Origin of the sequence: Stenotrophomonas sp. YIM B06876 (assembly GCF_030711595.1) — a bacterium.
In the GTDB taxonomy this organism is placed as follows: domain Bacteria; phylum Pseudomonadota; class Gammaproteobacteria; order Xanthomonadales; family Xanthomonadaceae; genus Stenotrophomonas.
Genome location: NZ_JAUJUJ010000003.1, coordinates 173,811 through 195,481 on the forward strand (window position 1 = coordinate 173,811; position 21,671 = coordinate 195,481).

At 65.8% G+C, this 21,671-nt stretch carries 19 protein-coding genes; 7 read left to right on the forward strand and 12 right to left on the reverse strand.

Annotated elements, in window-relative coordinates; translation table 11 throughout:
• Positions 1-4 precede the first annotated feature (4 nt).
• Positions 5-1,189, forward strand: a complete 1,185-nt coding sequence (gene ubiM / locus QZH66_RS03025) for a 5-demethoxyubiquinol-8 5-hydroxylase UbiM (protein WP_305804504.1) — start codon at positions 5-7, stop codon at positions 1,187-1,189.
• A gap of 3 nt (positions 1,190-1,192) precedes the next feature.
• Here the strand turns inward: ubiM and QZH66_RS03030 are convergent, their stop codons facing one another.
• A complete protein-coding gene (locus tag QZH66_RS03030; protein ID WP_305804470.1) occupies positions 1,193-1,450 on the reverse strand; it encodes an RNA-binding S4 domain-containing protein in 258 nt (85 codons plus the stop codon).
• A 199-nt stretch (positions 1,451-1,649) separates the two neighbouring features.
• Between QZH66_RS03030 and QZH66_RS03035 the strand changes: the two genes are divergently transcribed.
• From QZH66_RS03035 to QZH66_RS03050, 4 genes are all read left to right on the forward strand, one after another.
• Complete coding sequence (locus QZH66_RS03035) at positions 1,650-3,563, forward strand: DEAD/DEAH box helicase (RefSeq protein ID WP_305804471.1); 1,914 nt, start codon at positions 1,650-1,652, stop codon at positions 3,561-3,563.
• A 254-nt stretch (positions 3,564-3,817) separates the two neighbouring features.
• Positions 3,818-5,422 carry a GGDEF domain-containing protein gene (locus tag QZH66_RS03040; RefSeq protein WP_305804472.1) on the forward strand — a complete coding sequence of 535 codons (1,605 nt, stop codon included), beginning with the start codon at positions 3,818-3,820 and terminating at the stop codon, positions 5,420-5,422.
• Positions 5,423-5,472: 50 nt separating this feature from the next.
• A complete protein-coding gene (locus tag QZH66_RS03045) occupies positions 5,473-6,195 on the forward strand; it encodes a pseudouridine synthase (RefSeq protein WP_305804473.1) in 723 nt (240 codons plus the stop codon).
• Positions 6,196-6,284: 89 nt separating this feature from the next.
• A complete protein-coding gene (locus QZH66_RS03050; protein WP_305804474.1) occupies positions 6,285-7,349 on the forward strand; it encodes a sensor domain-containing diguanylate cyclase in 1,065 nt (354 codons plus the stop codon).
• 15 nt (positions 7,350-7,364) lie between these two features.
• Here QZH66_RS03050 and QZH66_RS03055 read toward each other — a convergent pair whose 3' ends face one another.
• The 3 genes from QZH66_RS03055 to QZH66_RS03065 form a co-directional block, all read right to left on the reverse strand.
• Positions 7,365-8,312, reverse strand: a complete 948-nt coding sequence (locus tag QZH66_RS03055; protein ID WP_305804475.1) for a DMT family transporter — start codon at positions 8,310-8,312, stop codon at positions 7,365-7,367.
• 46 nt (positions 8,313-8,358) lie between these two features.
• A complete protein-coding gene (locus QZH66_RS03060; protein ID WP_305804476.1) occupies positions 8,359-9,195 on the reverse strand; it encodes a DUF72 domain-containing protein in 837 nt (278 codons plus the stop codon).
• A 155-nt stretch (positions 9,196-9,350) separates the two neighbouring features.
• Positions 9,351-9,782, reverse strand: coding sequence for a VOC family protein (locus tag QZH66_RS03065; protein ID WP_305804477.1), 432 nt, complete (start codon positions 9,780-9,782; stop codon positions 9,351-9,353).
• A gap of 146 nt (positions 9,783-9,928) precedes the next feature.
• Between QZH66_RS03065 and QZH66_RS03070 the strand changes: the two genes are divergently transcribed.
• Together QZH66_RS03070 and QZH66_RS03075 are read left to right on the forward strand one after the other, a co-directional pair.
• Complete coding sequence (locus QZH66_RS03070) at positions 9,929-11,470, forward strand: serine hydrolase (RefSeq protein WP_305804505.1); 1,542 nt, start codon at positions 9,929-9,931, stop codon at positions 11,468-11,470.
• 162 nt (positions 11,471-11,632) lie between these two features.
• Positions 11,633-13,465 (forward strand): ABC transporter ATP-binding protein, encoded by a 1,833-nt coding sequence (locus QZH66_RS03075; protein ID WP_305804478.1) that lies wholly within the window; start codon positions 11,633-11,635, stop codon positions 13,463-13,465.
• 117 nt (positions 13,466-13,582) lie between these two features.
• Here the strand turns inward: QZH66_RS03075 and QZH66_RS03080 are convergent, their stop codons facing one another.
• The 8 genes from QZH66_RS03080 to QZH66_RS03115 form a co-directional block, all read right to left on the reverse strand.
• Complete coding sequence (locus QZH66_RS03080) at positions 13,583-14,095, reverse strand: DUF1993 domain-containing protein (RefSeq protein ID WP_305804479.1); 513 nt, start codon at positions 14,093-14,095, stop codon at positions 13,583-13,585.
• 150 nt (positions 14,096-14,245) lie between these two features.
• Complete coding sequence (locus tag QZH66_RS03085) at positions 14,246-14,839, reverse strand: TMEM175 family protein (RefSeq protein ID WP_305804480.1); 594 nt, start codon at positions 14,837-14,839, stop codon at positions 14,246-14,248.
• Between the two features lie 333 nt (positions 14,840-15,172).
• Positions 15,173-15,664, reverse strand: a complete 492-nt coding sequence (locus QZH66_RS03090) for a thermonuclease family protein (protein WP_305804481.1) — start codon at positions 15,662-15,664, stop codon at positions 15,173-15,175.
• Between the two features lie 433 nt (positions 15,665-16,097).
• Positions 16,098-16,556 (reverse strand): carboxymuconolactone decarboxylase family protein, encoded by a 459-nt coding sequence (locus tag QZH66_RS03095; RefSeq protein ID WP_305804482.1) that lies wholly within the window; start codon positions 16,554-16,556, stop codon positions 16,098-16,100.
• Between the two features lie 35 nt (positions 16,557-16,591).
• A complete protein-coding gene (gene betT, locus QZH66_RS03100; protein WP_305804483.1) occupies positions 16,592-18,829 on the reverse strand; it encodes a choline BCCT transporter BetT in 2,238 nt (745 codons plus the stop codon).
• Between the two features lie 194 nt (positions 18,830-19,023).
• On the reverse strand, positions 19,024-19,728 hold the full coding sequence (locus tag QZH66_RS03105) for a hypothetical protein (RefSeq protein ID WP_305804484.1): 705 nt from the start codon (positions 19,726-19,728) through the stop codon (positions 19,024-19,026).
• 80 nt (positions 19,729-19,808) lie between these two features.
• Entirely contained in the window at positions 19,809-20,627 is an 819-nt protein-coding gene (locus QZH66_RS03110; RefSeq protein ID WP_305804485.1) for a trypsin-like serine protease, read from the reverse strand.
• 41 nt (positions 20,628-20,668) lie between these two features.
• Positions 20,669-21,232, reverse strand: coding sequence for a hypothetical protein (locus QZH66_RS03115; protein WP_305804486.1), 564 nt, complete (start codon positions 21,230-21,232; stop codon positions 20,669-20,671).
• Between the last annotated feature and the right edge of the window lie 439 nt (positions 21,233-21,671).

Consider the following 21,671-nt stretch of genomic DNA (forward strand, 5'->3'; position numbering starts at 1 on the left):
GGCGATGCAGGCGGTGGAGGTGGCAGTGGTGGGGGCCGGGCCGGTGGGCCTGTGTCTGTCGCGCGCGCTGGCCGGGGCCGGACTGTCGGTGACGGTGGTGGAACAACAGCCGCGCGAGGCGGTGGCGCAGCCGGCGTTCGACGGACGTGAAATCGCCATGACCCACGCCTCGCGGGAGATCCTGCAGGCGCTGGGGGTGTGGGGCCGGATCGATCCGGCCGCGATCTCGCCGCTGCGCACCGCGCGGGTGATGAATGGCTCTTCGCCGTTTGCGTTGGCCTTTGCCGCCAACCAATCCGGGGTGCAGGACCTGGGCTGGCTGGTGCCCAACCACCTGATCCGCCAGGCAGCGTGGGACGTGGTGCAGGGGCAGGCGGGCTGGGAGCTGCGCGATCGCACCACGGTCACCGCGATCGCGCCTGGCGCCGAATGCAACGTGCTGACGCTGTCCTGCGGGCGGAAACTCGCCGCGCGGCTGGTGGTGGCGGCCGACAGCCGCTTCTCGGCGACCCGGCGAATGATGGGGATCGGCGCGCAGATGCGCGATTTCGGCAAGTCGATGCTGGTGTGCCGCTTGCACCATGCGCTGCCGCACCGGCATGCCGCCTGGGAGTGGTTCGACTACGGCCGCACGCTGGCGATGCTGCCACTCAACGACCAGTGCGCCTCGGTGGTGATCACGCTGCCGCCGCAGCAGATCCAGTCATTGATGGAGATGGACGAGGCGCAGTTCGGGCAGGTGGTGAGCGGGTTCTTCAAGCACCGTTTAGGGGCGATGCGGCCGGTGGCCCGCCGCCATGTCTATCCGCTGGTCGGGGTGTATGCGCACCGGTTTGCCGGCCCGCGCTATGCGCTGGTGGGCGATGCGGCCGTGGGCATGCATCCGGTCACCGCGCACGGTTTCAATCTGGGGCTGCAGAGTCAGCAGCGGTTGTCACAGGGCATTCTGCACGCGCTCGAGCGCGGCGGGGATATTGGCGCGCCGGCGCTGCTGGCCGGCTATCAGCACCGGCACCGGCTGGCGACGCGGCCGCTGTACGAGGCGACCAATGCGATCGCCACGCTCTACAACGACAGCCGGATGCCGGCCCGGCTGCTGCGCGCCACGGCGCTGCGGGTGGCCAGCGGGGTCGGCCCATTCAGGAGGATGATTGCCGCCCACCTGACCCAGCAATCGGCGCCGGCCTGAGGCTCAGTCCTCGTCGTCCTGGTCGTGGTCGGCGTCATCCAAGCCGGCTTCCAGCACCCGGATCAGCACCTCGCCGAACCGGACCTGCTGGCCTGCGCGGATCTTGCAGGCTTTGCGCAGTTCCACCTCGCCGTCGACGCGGATCTGGCCGTCGCCAATCAGGGTTTTGGCTTCGCCGCCGCTGCTGACCAGGTCGGTCAGTTTGAGCAGTTGCTTGAGTTCGACGTAGTCGCGGTCGAGCTGGAAATCGATGGTCTGCATGGTCTTGCCGGTGGGGAATGGCGGTCATTGTCGATCATCGGTCCGGTTTCGGGGGCATCGGGCCGATGCGGGGCATGATGACATTGGACGACGCCAGCTGAACAGGCGATTGGCCACCCCCGCGACAGCGGGGCGGTCTAGGGCGCACAATATGCGTCTTTTCGCGCGCCCGTTCGCGGCGTCGCCCCCGGAGTCTCCCATGTCCCAAGAATCCCCCGCACCGCTGCTGTTTGCAGATCTCGGTCTTTCCGAGTCTGTGATGAAAGCAGTCGTCGCTGTCGGCTATGAATCGCCGTCACCGATCCAGGCGGCCACCATTCCGGCGCTGCTCAGCGGCCGTGATGTGCTGGGTACCGCCCAGACCGGTACCGGCAAAACCGCGGCGTTCGCGCTGCCGGTGCTGTCCAATATCGACCTCGACCAGAAAAAGCCGCAGGCACTGGTGCTGGCTCCGACCCGCGAGCTGGCCATCCAGGTCGCCGAGGCGTTCCAGACCTATTCAGTCGGCACCCCCGGCTTCCGCGTGCTGCCGGTGTACGGCGGCCAGCCTTATGGGCTGCAGCTGGCCTCGCTCAAGCGCGGCGTGCATGTGGTCGTCGGTACCCCGGGCCGGGTGATCGATCACCTGGATCGCGGCACCCTGGACCTGTCCGAGCTGAAGACGCTGGTGCTGGACGAAGCCGATGAAATGCTGCGCATGGGCTTCATCGACGATGTTGAAGCCGTGCTGAAGAAGCTTCCGGCGGAACGCCAGGTGGCGCTGTTCTCGGCCACCATGCCGCAGGCGATCCGCCGTATCGCGCAGACCTACCTGCGTGACCCGGTGGAAGTGACCATCGCCTCCAAGACCACCACCTCGGCCAATATCCGCCAGCGTTACTGGTCGGTGAGCGGCCTGCACAAGCTCGATGCGCTCACCCGCATCCTGGAAGTGGAACCGTTTGACGCGATGATCGTGTTCTCGCGCACCAAGGCCGCTACCGAGGAGCTGGCCGAGAAGCTGCAGGCGCGTGGCCTGGCCGCGGCCGCGATCAATGGCGACATGCAGCAGGCCCAGCGCGAGCGCACCATCCAGCAGCTGAAGGACGGCAAGCTCGACATCCTGGTCGCCACCGACGTGGCCGCCCGCGGTCTGGACGTGGAGCGGATCAGCCATGTGCTGAACTACGACATCCCGTACGACACCGAGAGCTACGTGCACCGCATCGGCCGTACCGGCCGCGCCGGTCGCAGCGGCGAGGCGATCCTGTTCGTCACCCCGCGCGAGAAGGGCATGTTGCGCGCGATCGAACGCGCCACCCGCCAGCCGATCGAAGAGATGCAGCTGCCGACCGTGGCCGCGGTCAACGACCACCGTGTGTCCAAGTTCATGGACCGTATCAGCGACACGCTGGCCACCGGCGACATGGATTTCTATCGCGAGCTGCTGCAGCGCTACGAGAGCGAGAACAATGTTCCGGCCATCGAGATCGCTGCCGCGCTGGCCAAGATGGTGCAGGGCGACACCCCGTTCCTGCTGACGCCGCCGGTGCGTGCGCCGCGCGAAGAGCGTGCCCCGCACGGCGACCGCCACGATCGGGGCGAGCGGCCGGCCCGGTTCGAGCCGCGTTTCGAGCGTGGCCCGCGTCGTGATGAAGGTGAGCGCGCGCCGCGTGTGCCGCGTGCGGAGGGCGATTTCGAAGCGCGTCCGCGCCGCGAAATGGCGCCGCGTGGTGAGCCCGAAGTCGGCATGGAAACCTACCGCATCGAAGTGGGTCACGCCCATGGCGTGAAGCCGGCCAACATCGTCGGCGCGATTGCCAATGAAGCCGGTCTGGAAAGCCGTTTCATCGGCCGCATCGACATCCACGACAACTTCTCGGTGCTCGATCTGCCGGCGGACATGCCCAACGACCTGCTGCAGCATCTGAAGAAGGTGTGGGTGTCGGGCCAGCAGTTGCAGATGCGGCGCATGGAAGCCGGTGAAGCGCCATCGCAGGCGCAGCCGCGCCCGTTCAAGCCGAAGTTTGGCGCCGGCAAGCCCGGTGGCCATCGCTCGGGTCCGGGCGGTCCGGGCGGCGACCGTCCGCCGCGTCGCGACGGTTTCAAGCCGCGCGGCCCGCGCGGGGCCTGAAGGTAATACGCTGGACAACAGCCCCGGTTCGCCGGGGCTGTTGCGTTTCTGCGGCGCTGATTCGCGGCAGGCGGGCGGTTGTCGTCGACGCCGTGGGAGGGCGCTTTGCGGCACTGGTACTGCTGGCCGATGGGCAACGCAGAGGCTTGTTGCGATAATCCGGCTCCAGCATTTCACCGGCGCGTAGTTCGCAGTTCCATGGAGCAGGAAATCGTAAAGTGCTGACCAGCGGCAGAAACAGTGCGGCTGCCGTGATGCTGATCATCTTGCTCGGCCTGTTCTGGCCGGGCGCTGCGGCGGCGCAACCGACGCGATCCGGGCTTGATTTCCTGCTGGTGGGTGCTGCCACCGACCAGCAGGCGCCGATACGCGCGTGCAGCCCGGAGGTCATGCAGCGGCTGCCGGAGCAGATCGAGATTCCCGCTCCGGCTGGCGGCTGGTCCGGGGCGCCGCAGGCGGTGGATGTATTCAACGTGTTTTCCGGCGAGGTGATGATCGCCCACGGCGAGCGCCGCATCTGTGGCCACATGCAGGACGCGCGTACCCGCGATTCGCGCTTCCGCGCCGGCGTGGGCATGGTGGTGGTGCCGGCTGCCGGCAGCACCGATCCGATCCGCGTGGCGTGGTCGCCGCCCTTGAGGGCGCGCTGGATCCCTACCGTGCATCTGGGGGCGCCCAGTCCGCTGCAGCAGGCCGATACCTTGCGGCTGCTGGTGCGCACCTCGTGCCTGGCCATTGCCATGGTCCTGGCGCTGTCGGCGCTGATGGGCTTCCTTGGCACCCGGGACCACACGTTTCTGGTCTATGCGCTGCTGTGCGCGCTGTTGCTGATCTGGCAGGCGGTGCTGAGCGGACTGAGCGGCTATCCCGAGCCATGGCTGCCGGTGGATGAGGCCGCGCCCTGGTGGCGGGTGGCGTTATGGGCATTGGCGGCAGCGGCGATGCTGTCGGTGCTGTGGCGGCTCAGTGGCGGCCTGCAACGGCTGCCGTGCTCGCGGCGCGGGGTGCAGAAACTGGTCTGGCTGCTGGCGCTGGTTGCAGTGCTGGCGCCGTGGTTGTCGTTGCCGTTGCTGTCGCTGGTCCTGCACACGGTTGACCTGGTTTTCGCTGCGGGCTGCCTGCTGGTGCTGGGGGTTGGCGTGGTCTCGGTGGTGCGCCGCGATTATGGCGCGTTCGATGGCATTGTCGCGGCGCTGCCGTTGCTGGCGATGACACTGGCCGATGCGGCCGGCAACCGCCTGCTGGTCGAATACCGGACCGAGGTGATCCAGCTGACGGTGACCTGGTTCCTGATAGTGGCCGCCTACGCGCTCAATCGGCGCCTCGGCCGCCTGCGCCGGCAGCGCGATGAGCTGCGCCACCTGGCTGAAACCGATGTGCTCACCGGCCTGCCCAACCGGCGGGCCGGGTTGCGCCAGTTGCAGACATATGTGGCACAGGCGCAGGCCGCCACGCAGCCGTTGTCGATCGGATTTCTCGACATCGACCTGTTCAAGCAGATCAACGACCACTACGGCCACGACGTGGGCGACGAGGTTCTGGTGGCCGTTGCGCGGGCCCTGGTCGACGCGCTGCCCAACCGCGCCGATGTGGTCCGCATGGGTGGCGAGGAGTTCCTGATCCTGCTGCCGGGGATGGACGCCGCGGCGGCGGCCCAGCGGCTGGAGCAGCTGCGTGAACGGGTGACGCGCGTGGCCGCCGGATTGCGCCACGACGGGCTGCAGGTGACCGCCAGCATCGGCCTGGCCGGGCTGCGGGCCGCCGGTGACGATATGGCCGCCCTGCTGCGGCGCGCGGACGATGCCATGTACAGCGCCAAACGCGGCGGCCGCAACCGGGTTTTCGCCGCCGCGCGTTAGCGGCAGCGACGCGGCGCGCGGCAGACGGGCGGATCGCGGATAATTGCACGATGACAACCCGACTCAACAAGTACATCGCCGAAACCGGCTTCTGTTCCCGGCGTGAAGCCGATCGCCTGCTCGGCGACCGCCGCGTCACCGTCAATGGCATCTGCGCCGGCACCGGCGCGGTGGTCGGCCCGGACGACGTGGTCCTGGTCGACGGGCAGCCGCTGCGTGCGCGCGAAGTGCAGAAAAGCACCGGCCGCCGCCACGTCTACATCGCCCTCAACAAGCCGGTGGGGATCACCTGCACCACCGAAAGCTCGGTCAGCGGCAACATCGTCGATTTCATCGGCCACGAACAGCGTATCTTCCCGATCGGCCGTCTGGACAAGGATTCGGAAGGACTGATCCTGCTGACCAGCAACGGCGACATCGTCAACAAGATCCTGCGCGCCGAGAACGGCCACCAGAAGGAGTACCTGGTGGCGGTGAACAAGCCGGTCAGCGACGAATTCCTGCGCGGCATGGCGCGCGGCGTGCGTATCCACAACGAGACCACGCTGCCGTGCAAGACCAGCCGGATTGCCAAGTTCGGCTTCCGCATCATCCTGCAGCAGGGCCTGAACCGGCAGATCCGGCTGATGGCGGCCGAATTCGGTTTCCGTGTCACCCAGCTGCGCCGGGTGCGCATCGACAACATTAAGCTGGGCGCGCTCAAGCCGGGGCAGTGGCGCAACCTCACCGAACAGGAATTGCGCGGCCTGCTGCCGCAACACACCGACTGGTGAAGTGTGACCGGCTCGCTGTCGTATCCGCGGTCGGACGCTAGACTTTCCGGGGGCTCAACCGTTGGCTGTCGCTTGACCGGAAACCGCGCATGATCAAACCCTCCCTTCCTGGAAATGAAGCCGAGCGTCTGGCGGCGTTGCACCGCTACCGGATCCTGGATACCGCCCGCGAGCAGGAGTTCGATGATCTGGTGACCATCGCCCGCACGCTGTGTGGCACGGCGATGGGTGCGGTGACGCTGATCGACCGCGACCGGCAGTGGTTCAAATCGCTGCAGGGGCTGGAAGGCGAACAGACTGCGCGGGATGACGCGTTCTGCGCCCACGCCATCCTCCAGCCCGGGCAGCTGACCGTGGTTCCGGATGCGCGCCTGGACGCGCGTTTTTCCGCCAATCCGGCGGTGGTGGGCGATCCGAACATCCGCTTCTACGCCGGCGCGCCGCTGTTGAGCAGTGATGGCTATGCACTGGGCACTTTGTGCGTGTTCGACTCGGTGCCCGGTGTGTTGGGCATGTCGCAGGCCGACGCGCTGCGCGCGCTGTCGCGGCAGGTCGGGCGGATGCTGGAGATGCGCCTGCTGCGCCGCCAGATCGACCATCACCAGGCTGAGCACGAGTGGTACGAGGCGCGCCTGGCCGAGTACTACCAGCAGCTGGAGCAGGCCAATCTGGAGTTGTCCGAACAGACGCGCACCGATCCGCTGACCGGCCTGCCCAACCGCCGTGCGCTGGCCGCCGCGCTGTCAGCATCGATCGACCGTGCCGGCGAGGCGCCGCCAGCGGTGGCCATCGTCGATATCGACCATTTCAAGATGGTCAACGACATCCACGGCCACAGCGAAGGTGACCGCGTGCTGACCGAGCTGGCCGACGTGCTGCGCGCGCAGTTTGCCGGGCGTGGCATGGCCGCACGTTTTGGTGGCGAGGAGTTCGTGATCCTGATGCCGGACACCCCGCTGCACCAGGCCGAGCTGCAATGCCACTGCCTGCGCGAAGCCGTACGGTTGCTGCCGATCGGGCTGCCGATTTCCATCAGTGTGGGGGTGGCGGTGCATCGCCGCGGCGACAGCGCCGGGCAGACCTTGCACCGCGCCGATCTGGCGCTGTATGAAGCCAAGCGCCAGGGGCGGGACCGGGTAGTGCTGGCCGATTGACCGCGGGCGGCGGGGTCATTCGCCCAGATTTCGGGCTTCGGCAGTGGCCAGCAGCTCCGGATGCTGCACCGGGCGGCGGCGGTTGAGCAGTGGGTGCAGGAACACCGCACCCACAATGATGGCCACGCCCAGGTAGAACAGCGGCCGCAATTCGTGCTGTTCGCCCAGGAACAGCATCGCCAGCACAATCGCGTAGACCGGCTCCAGGTTGGTCACCAGCTGCACGGTGTAGGCGCTGAGGTGGCGCAATGCCACCAGCGCCAGCGCAAACGGCAGCAGCGTGCACAGGCCCGACAACGCGAGCAGCAGCAGGCCGTCATGCAGGTCGGGGAGCACCCACAGCTCACTGGCCAGTGCGGGCAGCACGAACGGCAGCAGCGGTGCCAACAGGGTCAGGGTCAGCGTACCGGCGCCCAGCTCCAGCGCGGTCACGGTGAGCGGATCGGCGTGCGCCACCATGCGTTTGTTGAACGAACCGAAGACCGCCACCAGCAGCGCCGACAACGCGCCGATCGCCACGCCCAGACGCATGCCGGCGGGGACGCCGCCCACCACCAGCGCCACCCCCGGCAACACCGCAAGGCCGAAGACCAGCTCGCGCGGCTGGAACGGCCGCTTGGCGATCCACGGTTCGACCACTGCGGTGAACACCGGCGCCAGCGCGATGCAGGTGGCCGCCACCGAGGCATTGGCCAGCTTGATCGCGCCATAGAACGTGAGCCAGTGCAGTGCCACCAGTGCGCCGATGCCGCAGTAGCCGGCGACCAGCCGCGGCGAGAGCCTGGCCAGGCCGCGCCACACCCGCGGCAGCAGCGCCAGCATCGCCACCACCAGCAGCATGCGCCACCACACCAGCGGCAGCGCGGGCAGGGTGATCAGCTTGCCGAGGATGGCGGTCACGCCCCACAGCAGCACGCAGAAATGGATTTGCAACAGGGCTTTGCGGGTGTCGGTCATCGGCATGCGGGTATTGTCGCCGAAGCCCGCGTCGGCAGCTGTGCCGCTTCCGTCAGGTTTTGGCTAGAACCCGCAACAACGCCATCGCCGCGGCCGGATTGCGCTCCTTGGCGGCGCTGATGAAGTACACAAACACCTCGCGCGCAGGGCCGGCGGCAGCCCGCCCGCCGGCATGCGGCAGCTCGGCCGGGTCTTCGCCGTCTCGCCATTGGCATACCCGCTGCGCCCATTGCGCCAGTTCCGCTGCGGGATAGCCGTCCGGCTCCGATGCCGCGCTGCGCATCAGCCGGGCATAGACGAAATCGGCGGTCAGGTCCGCCGCGTTCGGGTAGTCGGGCGAGTCGGTATAGACCAGCGCCATCCCGTGTGTCCGCGCCAGCGCCAGCAACGCCGGGGTGATGAAGCCGGCATCGCGGATCTCCAGCGCGTGGCGCAGGCGTCGTCCGCCGACCTGTGCCGGCAAATGCTGGATAAATGTAGCGAAGTCGTCGCTGTCCAGCGTGCGCCCGGCTTCGAACTGCCACACCAGTGGGCCCAGCTTGTCGCCCATTTCGGCGATTCCGCCGATGAAGTCGTCCACCTGCGGCGCCGTGCCAGCCAGGTGTCGGGCCGCGGTGATTCGTTTCGGCGCCTTGGCCGAGAACACGAAGTCTTCCGGGGTCTCGTCGCGCCACCGGGCATAGGTCGCCGGTTTCTGCGTGCCGTAATACGTGCTGTTGATCTCGATGGCCGTCAACTGGCGGCTGGCGAATTCCAGCTCGCGCCGCTGCACCAGCCCGGCCGGATAGAACCTGCCGCCGCGCCACGGCACATACGTCCAGCCGCCGATGCCCACATGCACGCCCTTGGGCGTATGGCGTTGGGACGGATTGGAGAACAGCTCGTTCATGGCATCTCGCTCATCGGCAGATGCGCATTGTGTCGCGCTCTGCCCTGCAGGAGCGTCAACAGCGCATGGCGCACTACTGCTGTAGCACCGACGCGGGTCGCGATGCTTCAGCAGCTTGGTCGCGACTTGTGGCCCCAAGCCACCGGGCGCCGTTCCTACCCGGCGCCGTCCTTCCATGGGTCATAACTGCCGAACCACCACAGGTGGCCTTCCGGATCACGGCAGGCGTAGCCGCGGCCGCCGTAGTTCTGGTCGGCGATATCGATCACGATCCGGGCACCGGCGCCCTTGGCGCGGGCGTAGTGCGCGTCGGCGTCGCTGACAATCACGCAGGCGCTCTGGGTTTCCCGCCCGCCCACTTCATCGGGCTGGATCATCTGCGCAGACCACGCGCCCGGCTGTACCGAGCCCAGCATGACCATGCCATTGCCGAACACCAGCTGCGCGTGATGCACGGTGTCGCCATCGGCGTACACCACCTGGCGCTCGAAGCCGAACGCGTGGCACAGCCAGTCGATGGCGGCCGGCGCATCGCGGTAGCGCAGGCAGGGAATGATGGTGGCGGTGGTCGCAGCGGCAAGGGGCATGGCGGCAATCGGGCAGGGTCCAGGCTTCGGAGCATGGCGGCGGCCGCGTTACCATCATGAAAAGGCCGGCTGCCGCAACGGTGGCCGCTGAACGAATCAGGAGACGCGGTTTGAAGACACTGTTGGGGAGCGGGCTGCTGCTCGCGATGGGCGCGGCGCAGGCTGTGGATCTGCCACCGGCGGCCACGCCCGCGGCGCTGGCGCAGCTGGATGCCACGGTGGAGCGGGTGCGCCAGCAGTTCGACGTGCCGGGCGTGGCGATCGCCATCGTCAAGGACGGTGAGGTGGTACTGGAGCGCGGTTATGGCGTGCGCGAGATCGGCAGGCCCGGGCCGGTGCAGGCTGACACCCTGTTCGCCATCGCCTCCAACACCAAGGCCTTCACCGCCACCGCGCTGAACCTGCTGGCCGAAGACGGCAAGCTGAAAATGGACGACCGGGTGATCGACCACCTGCCATGGTTCCGCATGTCCGATGCCTACGTCACCGGCGAAATGCGCGTCCGCGACCTGCTGTCGCACCGCAGTGGCCTGGGCCTGGGCGCGGGCGACCTGCTGTTCTGGCCGACCACCACCTACAGCAACGAGGAGGTGGTGCGGCGGCTGGCCAAGGTGCCGCTCAAGGGCGGCTTCCGTGATCGCTACGCCTACGACAACATCCTCTACGCGGTGGCCCAGCAGGTGATCGAAACCGTGTCCGGGCAGTCGTTTGATGCCTTCCTGCAGCAGCGCATCTTCGACAAGGTCGGCATGGACGGCACCCGCTACAACGCCGATCACCTCCAGCCCGGCGACACGCCCGCCGTCGGCCATGCCAAGTACGACTACACCGATCTGCGTACCGTGGCGCCGCTCACCTGGTCCAACGCGGCTGGCGCCGGCGGCATCTATTCCAGTGCGCACGACATGGCCAAGTGGATGAACGTGCAGCTGGCCGAAGGAAAGCTGGCCGACGGCACGCCACTGTTCAGCGCGAAGACCCAGCAGCAGATGTGGCAGATGCAGATTCCGCAGGTGGTGCCCACCCCGGCAGTGCCTGCGCTGCAGGCCGCACGCCCCAACTTCGCCGGTTACGCCGAAGGCTGGAGCCTGAGCGACTATCGCGGGCAGAAGCTGGTCTGGCATACCGGTGGCTGGCCCGGCCAGGTGTCGCGGCTGACGCTGGTGCCCGAGCAGAAGCTGGGCGTGGTGGTGCTGACCAATCAGGAATCCGGCGCGGCCTTCAACGCCATCACCATGAGCGTGCTCGATGCCTACCTGCAGGCGCCGGCCACCGATTGGGTGGCGGCCTACGCCGCCGCGGTGGCCAAGTCGCAGGAGAAGGCCGACGAAAGCTGGCAGAAGCATGTGGCCGCGCGCGATGCCCGGTCCCGGCCGTCGCTGCCGCTGTCCGGCTATGCCGGCACCTACCGCGATGCGTGGTATGGCGATGTATCCATCGAGCACAAGGGCGGCAAGCTGCGCCTGCGCTTCGGCCGCACCGCCGCGCTGGTGGGCACGATGACGCACTGGCAGCACGACACCTTCATCGTGCGCTGGGATGACCGCTCGCTCAACGCCGATGCCTTCGTCAACTTCAGCCTCGATCCGGATGGCAAGGTGCGCGAGATGCGGATGCAGGCGGTGTCGTCGCTGACCGATTTCAGCTTCGACTTCCAGGACCTGTTGCTGCTGCCGGTAACCGACTAAACCGGGGCATCGTAAGAGCGGCGTCAGTCGCGACGGCTGTTCCACGGATACTGGAAGAAAAGCATCGCGGCTGGCGTCGCTCCTGCAAGGATCAGCGCGTAGACATACACGGAACAGGCCGCGATGGGACAATCGCGGCCTGTTCTGTTCACGGTGGCCCCGATGTTCCGCTGGTTCGAGTCGTTGATCCCGGTGTTCCCGCCACTGGACCCGCGCATGCCGCCCAAGGGCGTGGCGCGTTTCTATCTGCACTACCTGTTGCCGGTGTGGCCGGTGCTGCTGGCCACGCTGGTGGCAGGGCTGGCGCTGGCGGTGGTGGAAGTGGCGATGTTCGATTTCCTCGGCCGCATCGTCGACATGGTGGCCGACCAGCCCGGCGCCGACTTCTTCGCCCGCCATGGCGTGACGCTGGCGTGGATGGCGGGTATCACCCTGCTGCTCAGGCCGCTGCTGGTCGGCCTGCACAACCTGCTGGTCAACCAGGCCATCGTGCCGGGGCTGAGCAACCGCTCGCGCTGGCTGATGCACAACTACGTGGTGCGGCAGAGTCTGGCGTTCTTCCAGAACGATTTCGCCGGGCGCATCGCCAACCGGGTGATGCAGACCGGCACCTCGCTGCGCGAATCGGCGGTGCAGATGGTCGACGCGCTCTGGTACATCGTGGTCTATACCGGCAGCGCGCTGTACCTGTTTGCCCAGGCCGACGTGCGGCTGATGCTGCCGCTGGCGGTATGGCTGGTGGTGTATGTGGCCATCATGGTGGTGTTCGTGCCGCGCATGAAACAGCGCGCGTGGGTGGCCTCCGAAGCGCGCTCCAAGGCGATGGGCCGCATCGTCGATGGCTACACCAACATCTCCACGCTCAAGCTGTTCGCCCACGCCGGTCGCGAGCAGGACTATGTGGCCGATTCGTTCCAGGAGCTGGCGGTCAAGCATCGGGCGCAGACGCGCATCACCTCGGCGATGGATCTGACCATCGCCATCGTCAACGGCCTGCTGATCGTGGGCACCTGCGGGCTGGCGCTGTGGCTGTGGAACCAGGGGCGCATCAGCGTCGGCGCGATCACCGTGGCCACCGGGCTGGTGATCCGTATCCACAACATGTCCGGCTGGATCATGTGGACGGTGAACGGCATCTTCGAGGACATCGGCAGCGTGCAGGACGGCATGGAGACCATCGCCCAGCCATTGACCGTGCAGGATCACCCCGGCGCGGGCGTGCTTCAGGTCACTGCCGGGGCGGTGGAGTTCCAGAACGTGCACTTCCACTATGGCAAGCGCGGCGGCGTGATTGCCGGGCTGAACCTTGTGGTGAAACCGGGCGAGAAGATCGGCCTGGTCGGCCCGTCGGGTGCGGGCAAATCCACGCTGGTGAACGTGTTGCTGCGCCTGTACGACCTGGAGAGCGGGCGCATCCTGATCGACGGCCACGACATCGCGCGTATCACCCAGGAAAGCCTGCGCGCGCAGATCGGCGTGGTGACGCAGGACACGTCGCTGCTGCATCGTTCCATCCGCGACAACCTGCTCTACGGCCGCCCCGATGCCACCGATGAACAGTTGCGTGCTGCGGTGGCCAAGGCGCGTGCCGACGGCTTCATCGATGCGCTGGTGGACGGGCAGGGCCGGCATGGCTACGACGCCCATGTCGGCGAGCGCGGGGTCAAGCTGTCCGGTGGCCAGCGCCAACGCATCGCCATCGCCCGGGTGCTGCTGAAAGACGCACCGGTCCTGGTGATGGACGAGGCCACTTCGGCGCTGGATTCAGAGGTGGAAGCGGCCATCCAGGAGAGCCTGGATGAACTGATGGCCGGCAAGACGGTGATCGCGATTGCGCATCGTCTTTCCACCATCGCGCGTATGGATCGGCTAGTGGTGATGGATCAGGGCAGGATTGTCGAAACCGGCACCCACACCGAGCTGGTCGCCGCCGGTGGTCTGTATGCGCGGCTGTGGGCGCGGCAGACCGGTGGTTTTGTCGCTGCCGATGCCTGAGCCGGCAGCTGTTGCGCAGCAGCTGCCGGGAAATTTCAGGACGACTGGCAGGCGCTGCCTGCGTTGGGCCGGAGCACGGTACGGCTCTGCCCAGTTGTTGCTGATCCCGTCGCCGGGTCAGTAGGCGCCCATGTAATCGCGCTTGCCGATCTCCACGCCGTTGTGCCGCAGCAGTGCGTAGGCGGTGGTGGCATGGAAGAAGAACTGCGGCAGGCCGTACTGCAGCAGGTACACGCTGCCCACCAGCTTCTTTTCCTTGGGCGTGCCGGCACGCAGCACGATCTCGCGCGATTCGCTGCCCTCGAACTGTTCCGGCGTGAGCGAGCCAAGGTGCGCCAGCGTTTTGGCGATCAGTTCCTGCAGATCGGCGAACGTGGCGTCGGCCTTGTCCGGCCACGACGGCACGTCGATGCCCGCCAGGCGCGAGCTGATGCCTTTGGCGAAATCCGCCGCGATCTGCACCTGGCGTACCAGCGGGAACATGTCCGGGAACAGGCGTGCGCCGAGCAGGGCGTTGGGGTCGATCTTTTTTTCGGTGGCGTGGGCTTCGGCCTTGTTCAACACGCCGGACAGGGCCGAGAGGATTTGGGTGAGAACAGGAATGGAGGCGTTGTACATGGACAGGGACATGGCGGACTTCCGGTGAGGGTGGAGAGGGGCGCGGCCGTGGCTGCGCTGGTGCTGTAACCCCGACAGCATAGGACGTCGGCAACGGATGCGGCGCGTGCGTACTGGAACGCACTGATCCTGCCGGCGGCTGCGAGCGGGATGCTGCCCGAGTCAGCGGTGTGGCGGATCGTGCAGATGCAACCCGCGCTCGATGCGCCGGTCCGGTACCAGCCACAGCAGCGCTACCGCGGCATAGATCGCCTGGCCCAGTGGCGCGGCGGCAAACGTAAGGGCGATGCCCAGCAGATACAGCAGCGGCGAGAGTTTCCCCTTCCAGTCCATGCCCAGCGCGCGGCGCAGCGCAGACTCGGGACCGTCGGCGGAAATGATGCGCTGCTGCAGCAGCCAGTAGGCCAGCGCCGCGGCCAGCAGGATGAAGCCGTACACCGCCGAAGGCAGCGGCGCCAGCGGATGGCCACCCATCCAGCGGGTGGCAAACGGCAGCAGCGACAGCCAGAACAGCAGGTGCAGATTGGCCCACAGCACGCTGCCGGTGATCCTGTTGCTGGCCAGTAGCAGGTGGTGGTGGTTGTTCCAGTAGATGCCGACGTAGATGAAGCTCAGCACGTAACTCAGCAGTGCCGGCGCCATCGGGCGCAGCGCCGCAAGCGTGGCCTCTTCGGGTGCTTTCATCTCCAGCACCATGATGGTGATGATGATCGCCAGCACGCCGTCACTGAACGCCTCCAACCGTGCCTTGCCCATCGCGTCTTCTCCGGTGGCCAGTGCGGTTGCGCCGCTGGACCGCGCCTTGGCTGGCCGCGAGTCTGGCATGGCGCCGGTCACGGCCGCCGTGATGATCGCCGGCGACCGGGCGAAGGCTGCGGTGTGGATGTCCACATCGCTGCCGGGAACCTGACTCTGCCGGTACGGCGCGGTGGCGTACGGGGCCTGCGCGAGTTGCGCAGCCGGGCAGGGCGTTCCGCCCCGCCAACGTGCCCATGGGCGGTGAGGCCGGAATGTCTACCCGTCGCCGCAGCGGACAAGGGCCGGCCGGCTGCCTTGTCCCGCCCACCGTGCGGGCCCACGCGGCTGCGTTCAGCGCTGCGCCTTCTCCGCACGCCGGGCGGCGGCTTGGTTCCTGCGGAACTGCCAAGGCGCCACCGGATGGGCATCGGCCCACAGTCCGCTCCGGGTGAGGCGGGCCTTGAACTCGAACAGCGGCATCGCCTTGTCGTTGAGGTAGTCCGTATAGGCCCACGCCATCCCCGCGCCCACCATCTGCCGGTTGACGTTGGAACCGTCCACGTACAGCACGCCGATCGTGCGTCCGTAGCGGTCCTTGCCGTCTTCCTTCACCCGCACGGTCTTGCCGAACACCAGGCTGGACAGGTGCTGTTGCGAGCGGGTGCCGAAGGGCTGGCGCTTTTCCGGTGCATCGATGCTGCCCAGGCGCACGCGCACCTGTTGGCGGTTGTGCAGCACGGTCACGGTGTCGCCATCGGCGACCTTGACCACCTGTCCACTGAAGTCGGCATGCGCGCTGGCGCTGGCGAGCAGCAGCAGGGAGATTGAAACGAATTTTTTCATCAGGCCCGGGTGGGATTTGCGAACCGCCACCCGCGCGCTGACCTATGCACAAACGACTGCTGGCGCGCGGCGGGGCGCGTACTGCAACCGCAGCGGATATCGTCGTCGACCAGGGCGCGCAAGTGAGCGCCGGATGGCAGATCGAACACGCCGGGTGGGATTCCGGGCGGGCCAGCTTATCGGCAAAGGCCGAATCCCCCTAATGGAATCCGGCCGGAGTGACAGCAAGGCTGCCGCGCCCGCAGCGAGCCGTACGCGCGTCGGCCCCAACCGGGACCCGTACGGTGTCGCGATGGGGGGCGTATCCGCCTTTTCCGCCGAGTTCCGCGGTGATTGGCGCGTCTTGGGTCTTCATCCGGGACCCCGCCCAGGGCGGGCAGGTGGCGCACCTTTGCACCGCTGCGCCCGCTGCATGCCTGCCACGCGATTTCATTCAGCCCGCAGCGGGCTGGTAAGAGCCTGGCACTTTGCGAAAGGCGATGGCCATGCGATTCCACCCGTTGATTGCCACGATCGCCAGGGTGAGGTCCACCAGCTCCTTCTCGCTGAAGTGTCGGGCCGTGGCCTCGTACACGGCATCAGGCACCCCCGTCTGCGCGACATTCGTGACCGACTCCGTCCACGCCAGGGCGGCGCGCTCGCGTTCGCTGAAGAACGGCGTCTCCCGCCAGGCCGACAGCGTGTACAGGCGTTGCTCGGTCTCACCATGGGCGCGTGCGTCCCTGGTGTGCATGTCCAGGCAAAAGCCACAGCCGTTGATCTGTGAGGCGCGGGTTTTCACCAGCTCCAGCAGCGACAGTTCCAATCCGCTTTTATGGACATAGCTCTCCAGGGCATACATGGCCCGGTTTCCCTCGGGCGCGATTTTCATGATGTCTGATCGCAGTTGCATGTCGAACTCCTTCAATTGTGCCGGATGCCGCCGGCTCACTTCGGTGCCGGAGGCGGCACGTTGTGTGGTGGCACCCGCGCCGCGGGTTGCCCACCTCCAGCAGGGTCCGTGGAGGCGGTGAGTGCCGCGAGATGGGCCTCGTAGCGCTCCAGTACGTCGTCAATCACCTGCTGCCTGGTGAGTCCCATCAGGTCGTAGCCGCCGGGGCCGGACTGGGTGAACACCTCCAGCCGGTAGTACACGTCGGTATCGCGCGACATCTTGCCGCTGAACGTCGGCACCGGCGCCTCGACGATGGCGAGCTGGTAGTGGAAGGCGTGGTCCGCGTCCATTGCCACCCGCAGCAGCGGCCCTTCGCTGCCACTGGCGTGGCCCGGATTGCCGCGCTCGACCTCGTAGCCCTGGGCGCGGAACTCGGCGGCAACCTCGTCCAGCGCCGGTGTCACCGTGCGTTCGAGATAGCGGCTGACCTCCCGTCGCGACGGGAACGCCAGCATCTGCCCCAGCCGCTGCTTCCACGAGCGCTCCGGCACGTGGCCGCCCCCCGGAGCAATGGATGGCCGACGCAACACCTGCCCCTCGCGCTCGGCCCGCTCCATCCGCAGCGCCTTGTAGAAGGACGCCATCACCAGATAGGCGATGACGGTCACCGGCAGCGCGAAGATCAGCGTCGCGTACTCCATCGTCACCACGCCGCCGGCCAGCAGCATCGCCACGGTGAGCACCGCGGTGAGCACGGCCCAGAAGACGCGCAGCCACTTCGGCCCGTCCTGCGAGGGGTCGGGAATCGAGGTGGAGAAATTCGACATCACCATTGCGCCGGAGTTGGCGCTGGTCAGGTAGAACAGCAATCCGGAGACCGTCGCCAGGATGATCAGGAAGATCGCACCGGGAAACATTTCCAGCAGCGCGTACCAGCCCCGCTCCGGGCTGCGGACCGCAAGCTCGGCAAAGGCGGTGTTCCCCTGCAACACCTCGTACAGGGCCGAGTTGCCAAAGAGCGAGACGATGATGAAATCGCACAGCACCGGCACCGTGATCGCCGCGATGACGAACTCGCGCAGCGTACGACCGCGTGAAATGCGTGCCAGGAACACCCCGACAAACGGCCCCCATGCCAGCCAGAACGCCCAGAAGAACAATGTCCAGTGGGCCATCCAGTCACTGCTGCCGGGGTGGTAGGCGAAGGTCTGCAACATGCGTGCCGGCAGCGTCACCAGGAAGCGGCCGATGTTCTCCACCAGCGCGTTGAACAGGAACGCCGTCTGCCCGGCGACCAGGATGAAAACCATCATCGCCAGCGCGCTCCACAGGTTCAGCTCGGAGATCCAGCGGATGCCGCGGTCAACCCCGGAGGTGGTCGCGGCGATGGTCACGATCACCGCGCCGATCACCAGCGCGATCTGCAGCGTCAGGCCGTCCTCCAGCCCGAAGATCCGCGCGAAGCCGACCGCCAGCAGCACCACGCCGATGCCCATCGAGGTGGCCACACCGAACACCGTGCCCACCAGCGAGAGGATGCTGATGCCGTCGCCCAGAGGGCCGCGCACGCGCTTGCCGAACAATGGAAACAGCGCCGCGCGGATCGACAGCGGCATGTTCCAGCGGTAGGCGAAGTAGCCCATGGCCATGCCCAGCAGCGCATACACCGCCCAGCCGGCGATGCCGTAATGGAACATCGTCCATACCACCGCATCCTGCAATGCGGCAGGCGTGCCGCCGTCGCCGGCCGGCGGGTGCAGGTATTGCACGATCGGGCCCGTTACCGAGAAAAACAGCAGGTCGATCCCGACCCCGGCGGCGAACAGCATCGCCACCCAGGTCGCCAGCCTGTAACGCGGCCGCGAGTCGTCGGGACCCAGGCGCACATCGCCTTCCCTGGACAGCGCCACCCACAGCACGAAACCGATCACCAGCGCCATCGTCAGCACGTAGTACCAGCCCAGGTTCGTCGCAATCCAGTCCACGCTCATCTTCATCGACGTGCGCGCGTCATTGGGCAGAACAATGGCCCAGACCGAGAAGCCGAGGATCACCACCGACGAGACCGCCAGCACGCGCCAGCTGATATGGACCGCGCGGTCCTGGATCACCTCCTGCGGACCCTTGCTCAGGTCGCTGCGTGACGCCGGAGCATCGTCGTCATCGGCCCGCTTGTCCGGGCGCCGGGTACCGCCGAACCGGCTCCGCTCCAGCGGCGAATGCGTCCTTGCCGCCGCAGCCCCAAGCGGGGAACCTTGTGGGCGTTCGTCGCCGGACGGCTCATTGGCCATGGATCAGTCCTTGCACTCACTGCCAGTGCACGACTTTAAATATCCTGGCGCTTTGTCAGGGTGAATGCGGGCGCGCGATGACCCGCTGCATGCAGAGCGTTGGCTATGGCCTGGGTAGCACTCCGGTAGACAGTTGCTGGGTGAGCTGCTTAATGGAGCGGGTTCGGCTCAGGCCGTTGCTTGGCGGCGCAAGGCTACCGTACCTTGGTGAGCTTGAGCTTCTTCTTCTCGCCCCTGCCGGGCCGCGATATTTCGATCCGATAGTGCTGCGGTATGGGCGGGTCGGGAGGGCGAGGCAGTTTCGGGCCGGGCTCTTTACCCAGAGACTCAAGGTCAGGGCAGTCAGGCCATGACTCATCGGACAACGAAAGCTGCTCAGGGAATCTGGGCGCGGCTTCCAAGTTGGCCGCTAGCTCGTGCATGAACGCCGGAGAGGACGCAGCCTCCTCGCCCCAGCGAGCTCTTACGTCTTGGATTGCCTGGTCCGGGGTGAGGACGCCCGCCTGCACCCGCTCGAAGATGCGCTGCAAGTAGATGATTTCTCCACCGGTACGCTTTGTGTTGCCGCGCTCATTACTACAGGAAAACTCGCTCTTTGCCTGCTCAAACAAGATGTTGCTGACATAGATAGCTTGATCTCGAACGGTTCCGAGACCAGACATGAAGTCTCCGTATGCTCCGATGCCAAAATAGAGGGCGGCCGCGTAAGCACCGATCTTAGCCCGGCCCTTAATGGAGCCTTCTTCAAGCACAAGCGTGAGGGCGTAGTCCGGTAACAGCAGATGAGCTTCTACTTGCGCCTCCCACTCGTCGAAAAGCTCAGAAGAGTGGTGCTCAAACGCGGCCTTATCGAAGGCCGGCGACTTGATGTAGAGCGACGTGGTTACGAGATCGAGCATCCGGCCCCTTCGGATCTATCCCTGCGCCCTAATGCTTGAATTAAGCCGCGCCGCGAAGCGGTGTCGACTTGAATGAATTGTTAGCCACCCGCTTGTGGCTGTCTGTAGATAACGCTTTCAATCCAGTCGTTGTAATTACTTAAACGGACATTACAACTGATCTGGCCATACCGTCCGGGCGTCCGAATAGTACTTTGAACGTCCGACCATGAAGTCAGTCCGGCCAACAGCCAATCTTTTCCAGTTTGAATCAGGATGGGCCCACCGCTGTCACCGCTTCCAGACCCGCCCTCAAGTGGCAGGGCATCCGACGGCTTGTCGAAGATGTAGCAGAGCCAGCGGTCATCGGCGCTGGTGATCTTGTTGTATGCACGACGAAGTTCGGTGCGGTGGGGATCGCTGAATTCGTACCCGGTGGCACCATTGCCGGTGGCACCTCTCCCAATGATCTTGACGATCTGACCGAACTCGTCATCGCCCTTGTTGATTGCAGCGGGAGCGACATCGGTAACAGGCTGTGTTAACTCGATAAGTGCAATGTCGTCAGAAGAAGCCAGCAGCACCCGAAACAACGTCCAGTCCCACGTAGCCAGCGCTTGGTCGAGCAGCTTCTGCGATGGTGTCTTGTGCCCCGGATGCATCACCAGGCGTTCAACATCCCTGGGGATTCCATTGATGGTGATCTGCTTGATCTGAGGCTGCCAAGCGACCGCATGTGCGGCGGTGACGACCCAGCGCGTTGCAATTAGTACGCCATGCCCTTCGCCGGGAAGGTCGGCGAGTGCGGGAAATTCGGATACCGGAGCCCGATACTTCGAGTCATCAACATCATCCCGAATGACGATCGCGCTGGCACTGAAGGACACAGAGAGCAGTGCGAGAAACAAGAGTCGGGACATTGCAATTCCTTCGGAATACTTCAAGGGGGCTAACACTGGAGTTAAGGCGTGCCGCGAAGCGGCATCGCCTTGGACGAATTGTTAGCCTTGCCGACTAGTGACATTGAAGTCATGGCTTGAGCAGTGGCATCGTTACTGTCGGAAGTAGTAAGGACAAAAAGAAGCTCATCTTTGTCCTCGGACCGTGACCAAGAGTACGCCGTGGTGCGAGTGTGAACGTCGTTGGGGCCTAACCCAGTTGCTTCCCGTACCGCTGCCACGAGTGGTTCCGGAGCCGTGCCCACTAAGGCCGAGAAACCGGTACGAACTTGATCGGGGTTGGCGCGCTGCGCAAAAACGGCGCAAACCGTATCATCCCGGAGTGCAACCACGTATGCAGTGGACGGTGCTATCACGAACCATGCTTTGCCAGGGTTACCACCAAGAAAGAACTCTGCTTTCTCGGGGGGAGCCTCCGGGGTATCGCTCATTGCCTTTCGAAGATTGTCCTGCGAGTAGAAGTGCTTCATGCACGTACCCGCGAAAAGGTCATTGATGCTATCTGGCGGTGGAGATGCCGCCGCAAGAGCCGGAAGCAATACCGCAGTTGCTAGGAGCTTGCGCATGATTTGTCTCGGAAGGCTAAAAAGTATTGGGCCGGTTAATTGCGGCGTTGCGCTGAGTATCCGTGTTCCCGTTCACCATTGGAAGTTGTGTGGTTTTCAATAGGGTCAATGGTTCGGATGCGATTTTTCTTGTCGTATGCAGCCTGCGCACAGGCTATCCGGCTTGTGGCCATACTGTTGATCACCGCTGTTTGAAGGAGTGCTAATCGCTTCCATAGGCGGGTCGCGCCACACATAGGATGTCCGGGGAGGCACGGCATTGCTGTCCAGCCAAATGTGGCTCTCATTCGGTAGCCCTGACGGACCTGCCGCAACTTGCGGACAGCTGCGACGGAGGCTTTACTCTGGCGGCTATGTCTGTGGCAGGAATTGCGTTTGAGATTGAAATGCTGCTTCTCAGGCGCCCGTTTTTTCTGCCGGGAAGCAGTGGGGGGAGCAA

Coding starts and splice junctions, on each gene's coding strand:
- ubiM (WP_305804504.1), top strand. CDS start 5: ATGCAGGCGGTGGAGGTGGCAGTGGTGGGGGCCGGGCCGGTGGGCCTG.
- QZH66_RS03085 (WP_305804480.1), bottom strand. CDS start 14,839: ATGGGCAAGGCACGGTTGGAGGCGTTCAGTGACGGCGTGCTGGCGATC.
- QZH66_RS03070 (WP_305804505.1), top strand. CDS start 9,929: ATGGGCGCGGCGCAGGCTGTGGATCTGCCACCGGCGGCCACGCCCGCG.
- QZH66_RS03050 (WP_305804474.1), top strand. CDS start 6,285: ATGATCAAACCCTCCCTTCCTGGAAATGAAGCCGAGCGTCTGGCGGCG.
- QZH66_RS03035 (WP_305804471.1), top strand. CDS start 1,650: ATGTCCCAAGAATCCCCCGCACCGCTGCTGTTTGCAGATCTCGGTCTT.
- QZH66_RS03045 (WP_305804473.1), top strand. CDS start 5,473: ATGACAACCCGACTCAACAAGTACATCGCCGAAACCGGCTTCTGTTCC.
- QZH66_RS03065 (WP_305804477.1), bottom strand. CDS start 9,782: ATGCCCCTTGCCGCTGCGACCACCGCCACCATCATTCCCTGCCTGCGC.
- QZH66_RS03110 (WP_305804485.1), bottom strand. CDS start 20,627: ATGTCCCGACTCTTGTTTCTCGCACTGCTCTCTGTGTCCTTCAGTGCC.
- QZH66_RS03040 (WP_305804472.1), top strand. CDS start 3,818: ATGCTGATCATCTTGCTCGGCCTGTTCTGGCCGGGCGCTGCGGCGGCG.
- QZH66_RS03105 (WP_305804484.1), bottom strand. CDS start 19,728: ATGCTCGATCTCGTAACCACGTCGCTCTACATCAAGTCGCCGGCCTTC.
- betT (WP_305804483.1), bottom strand. CDS start 18,829: ATGGCCAATGAGCCGTCCGGCGACGAACGCCCACAAGGTTCCCCGCTT.
- QZH66_RS03090 (WP_305804481.1), bottom strand. CDS start 15,664: ATGAAAAAATTCGTTTCAATCTCCCTGCTGCTGCTCGCCAGCGCCAGC.
- QZH66_RS03060 (WP_305804476.1), bottom strand. CDS start 9,195: ATGAACGAGCTGTTCTCCAATCCGTCCCAACGCCATACGCCCAAGGGC.
- QZH66_RS03055 (WP_305804475.1), bottom strand. CDS start 8,312: ATGCCGATGACCGACACCCGCAAAGCCCTGTTGCAAATCCATTTCTGC.
- QZH66_RS03075 (WP_305804478.1), top strand. CDS start 11,633: ATGTTCCGCTGGTTCGAGTCGTTGATCCCGGTGTTCCCGCCACTGGAC.
- QZH66_RS03030 (WP_305804470.1), bottom strand. CDS start 1,450: ATGCAGACCATCGATTTCCAGCTCGACCGCGACTACGTCGAACTCAAG.
- QZH66_RS03080 (WP_305804479.1), bottom strand. CDS start 14,095: ATGTCCCTGTCCATGTACAACGCCTCCATTCCTGTTCTCACCCAAATC.
- QZH66_RS03095 (WP_305804482.1), bottom strand. CDS start 16,556: ATGCAACTGCGATCAGACATCATGAAAATCGCGCCCGAGGGAAACCGG.
- QZH66_RS03115 (WP_305804486.1), bottom strand. CDS start 21,232: ATGCGCAAGCTCCTAGCAACTGCGGTATTGCTTCCGGCTCTTGCGGCG.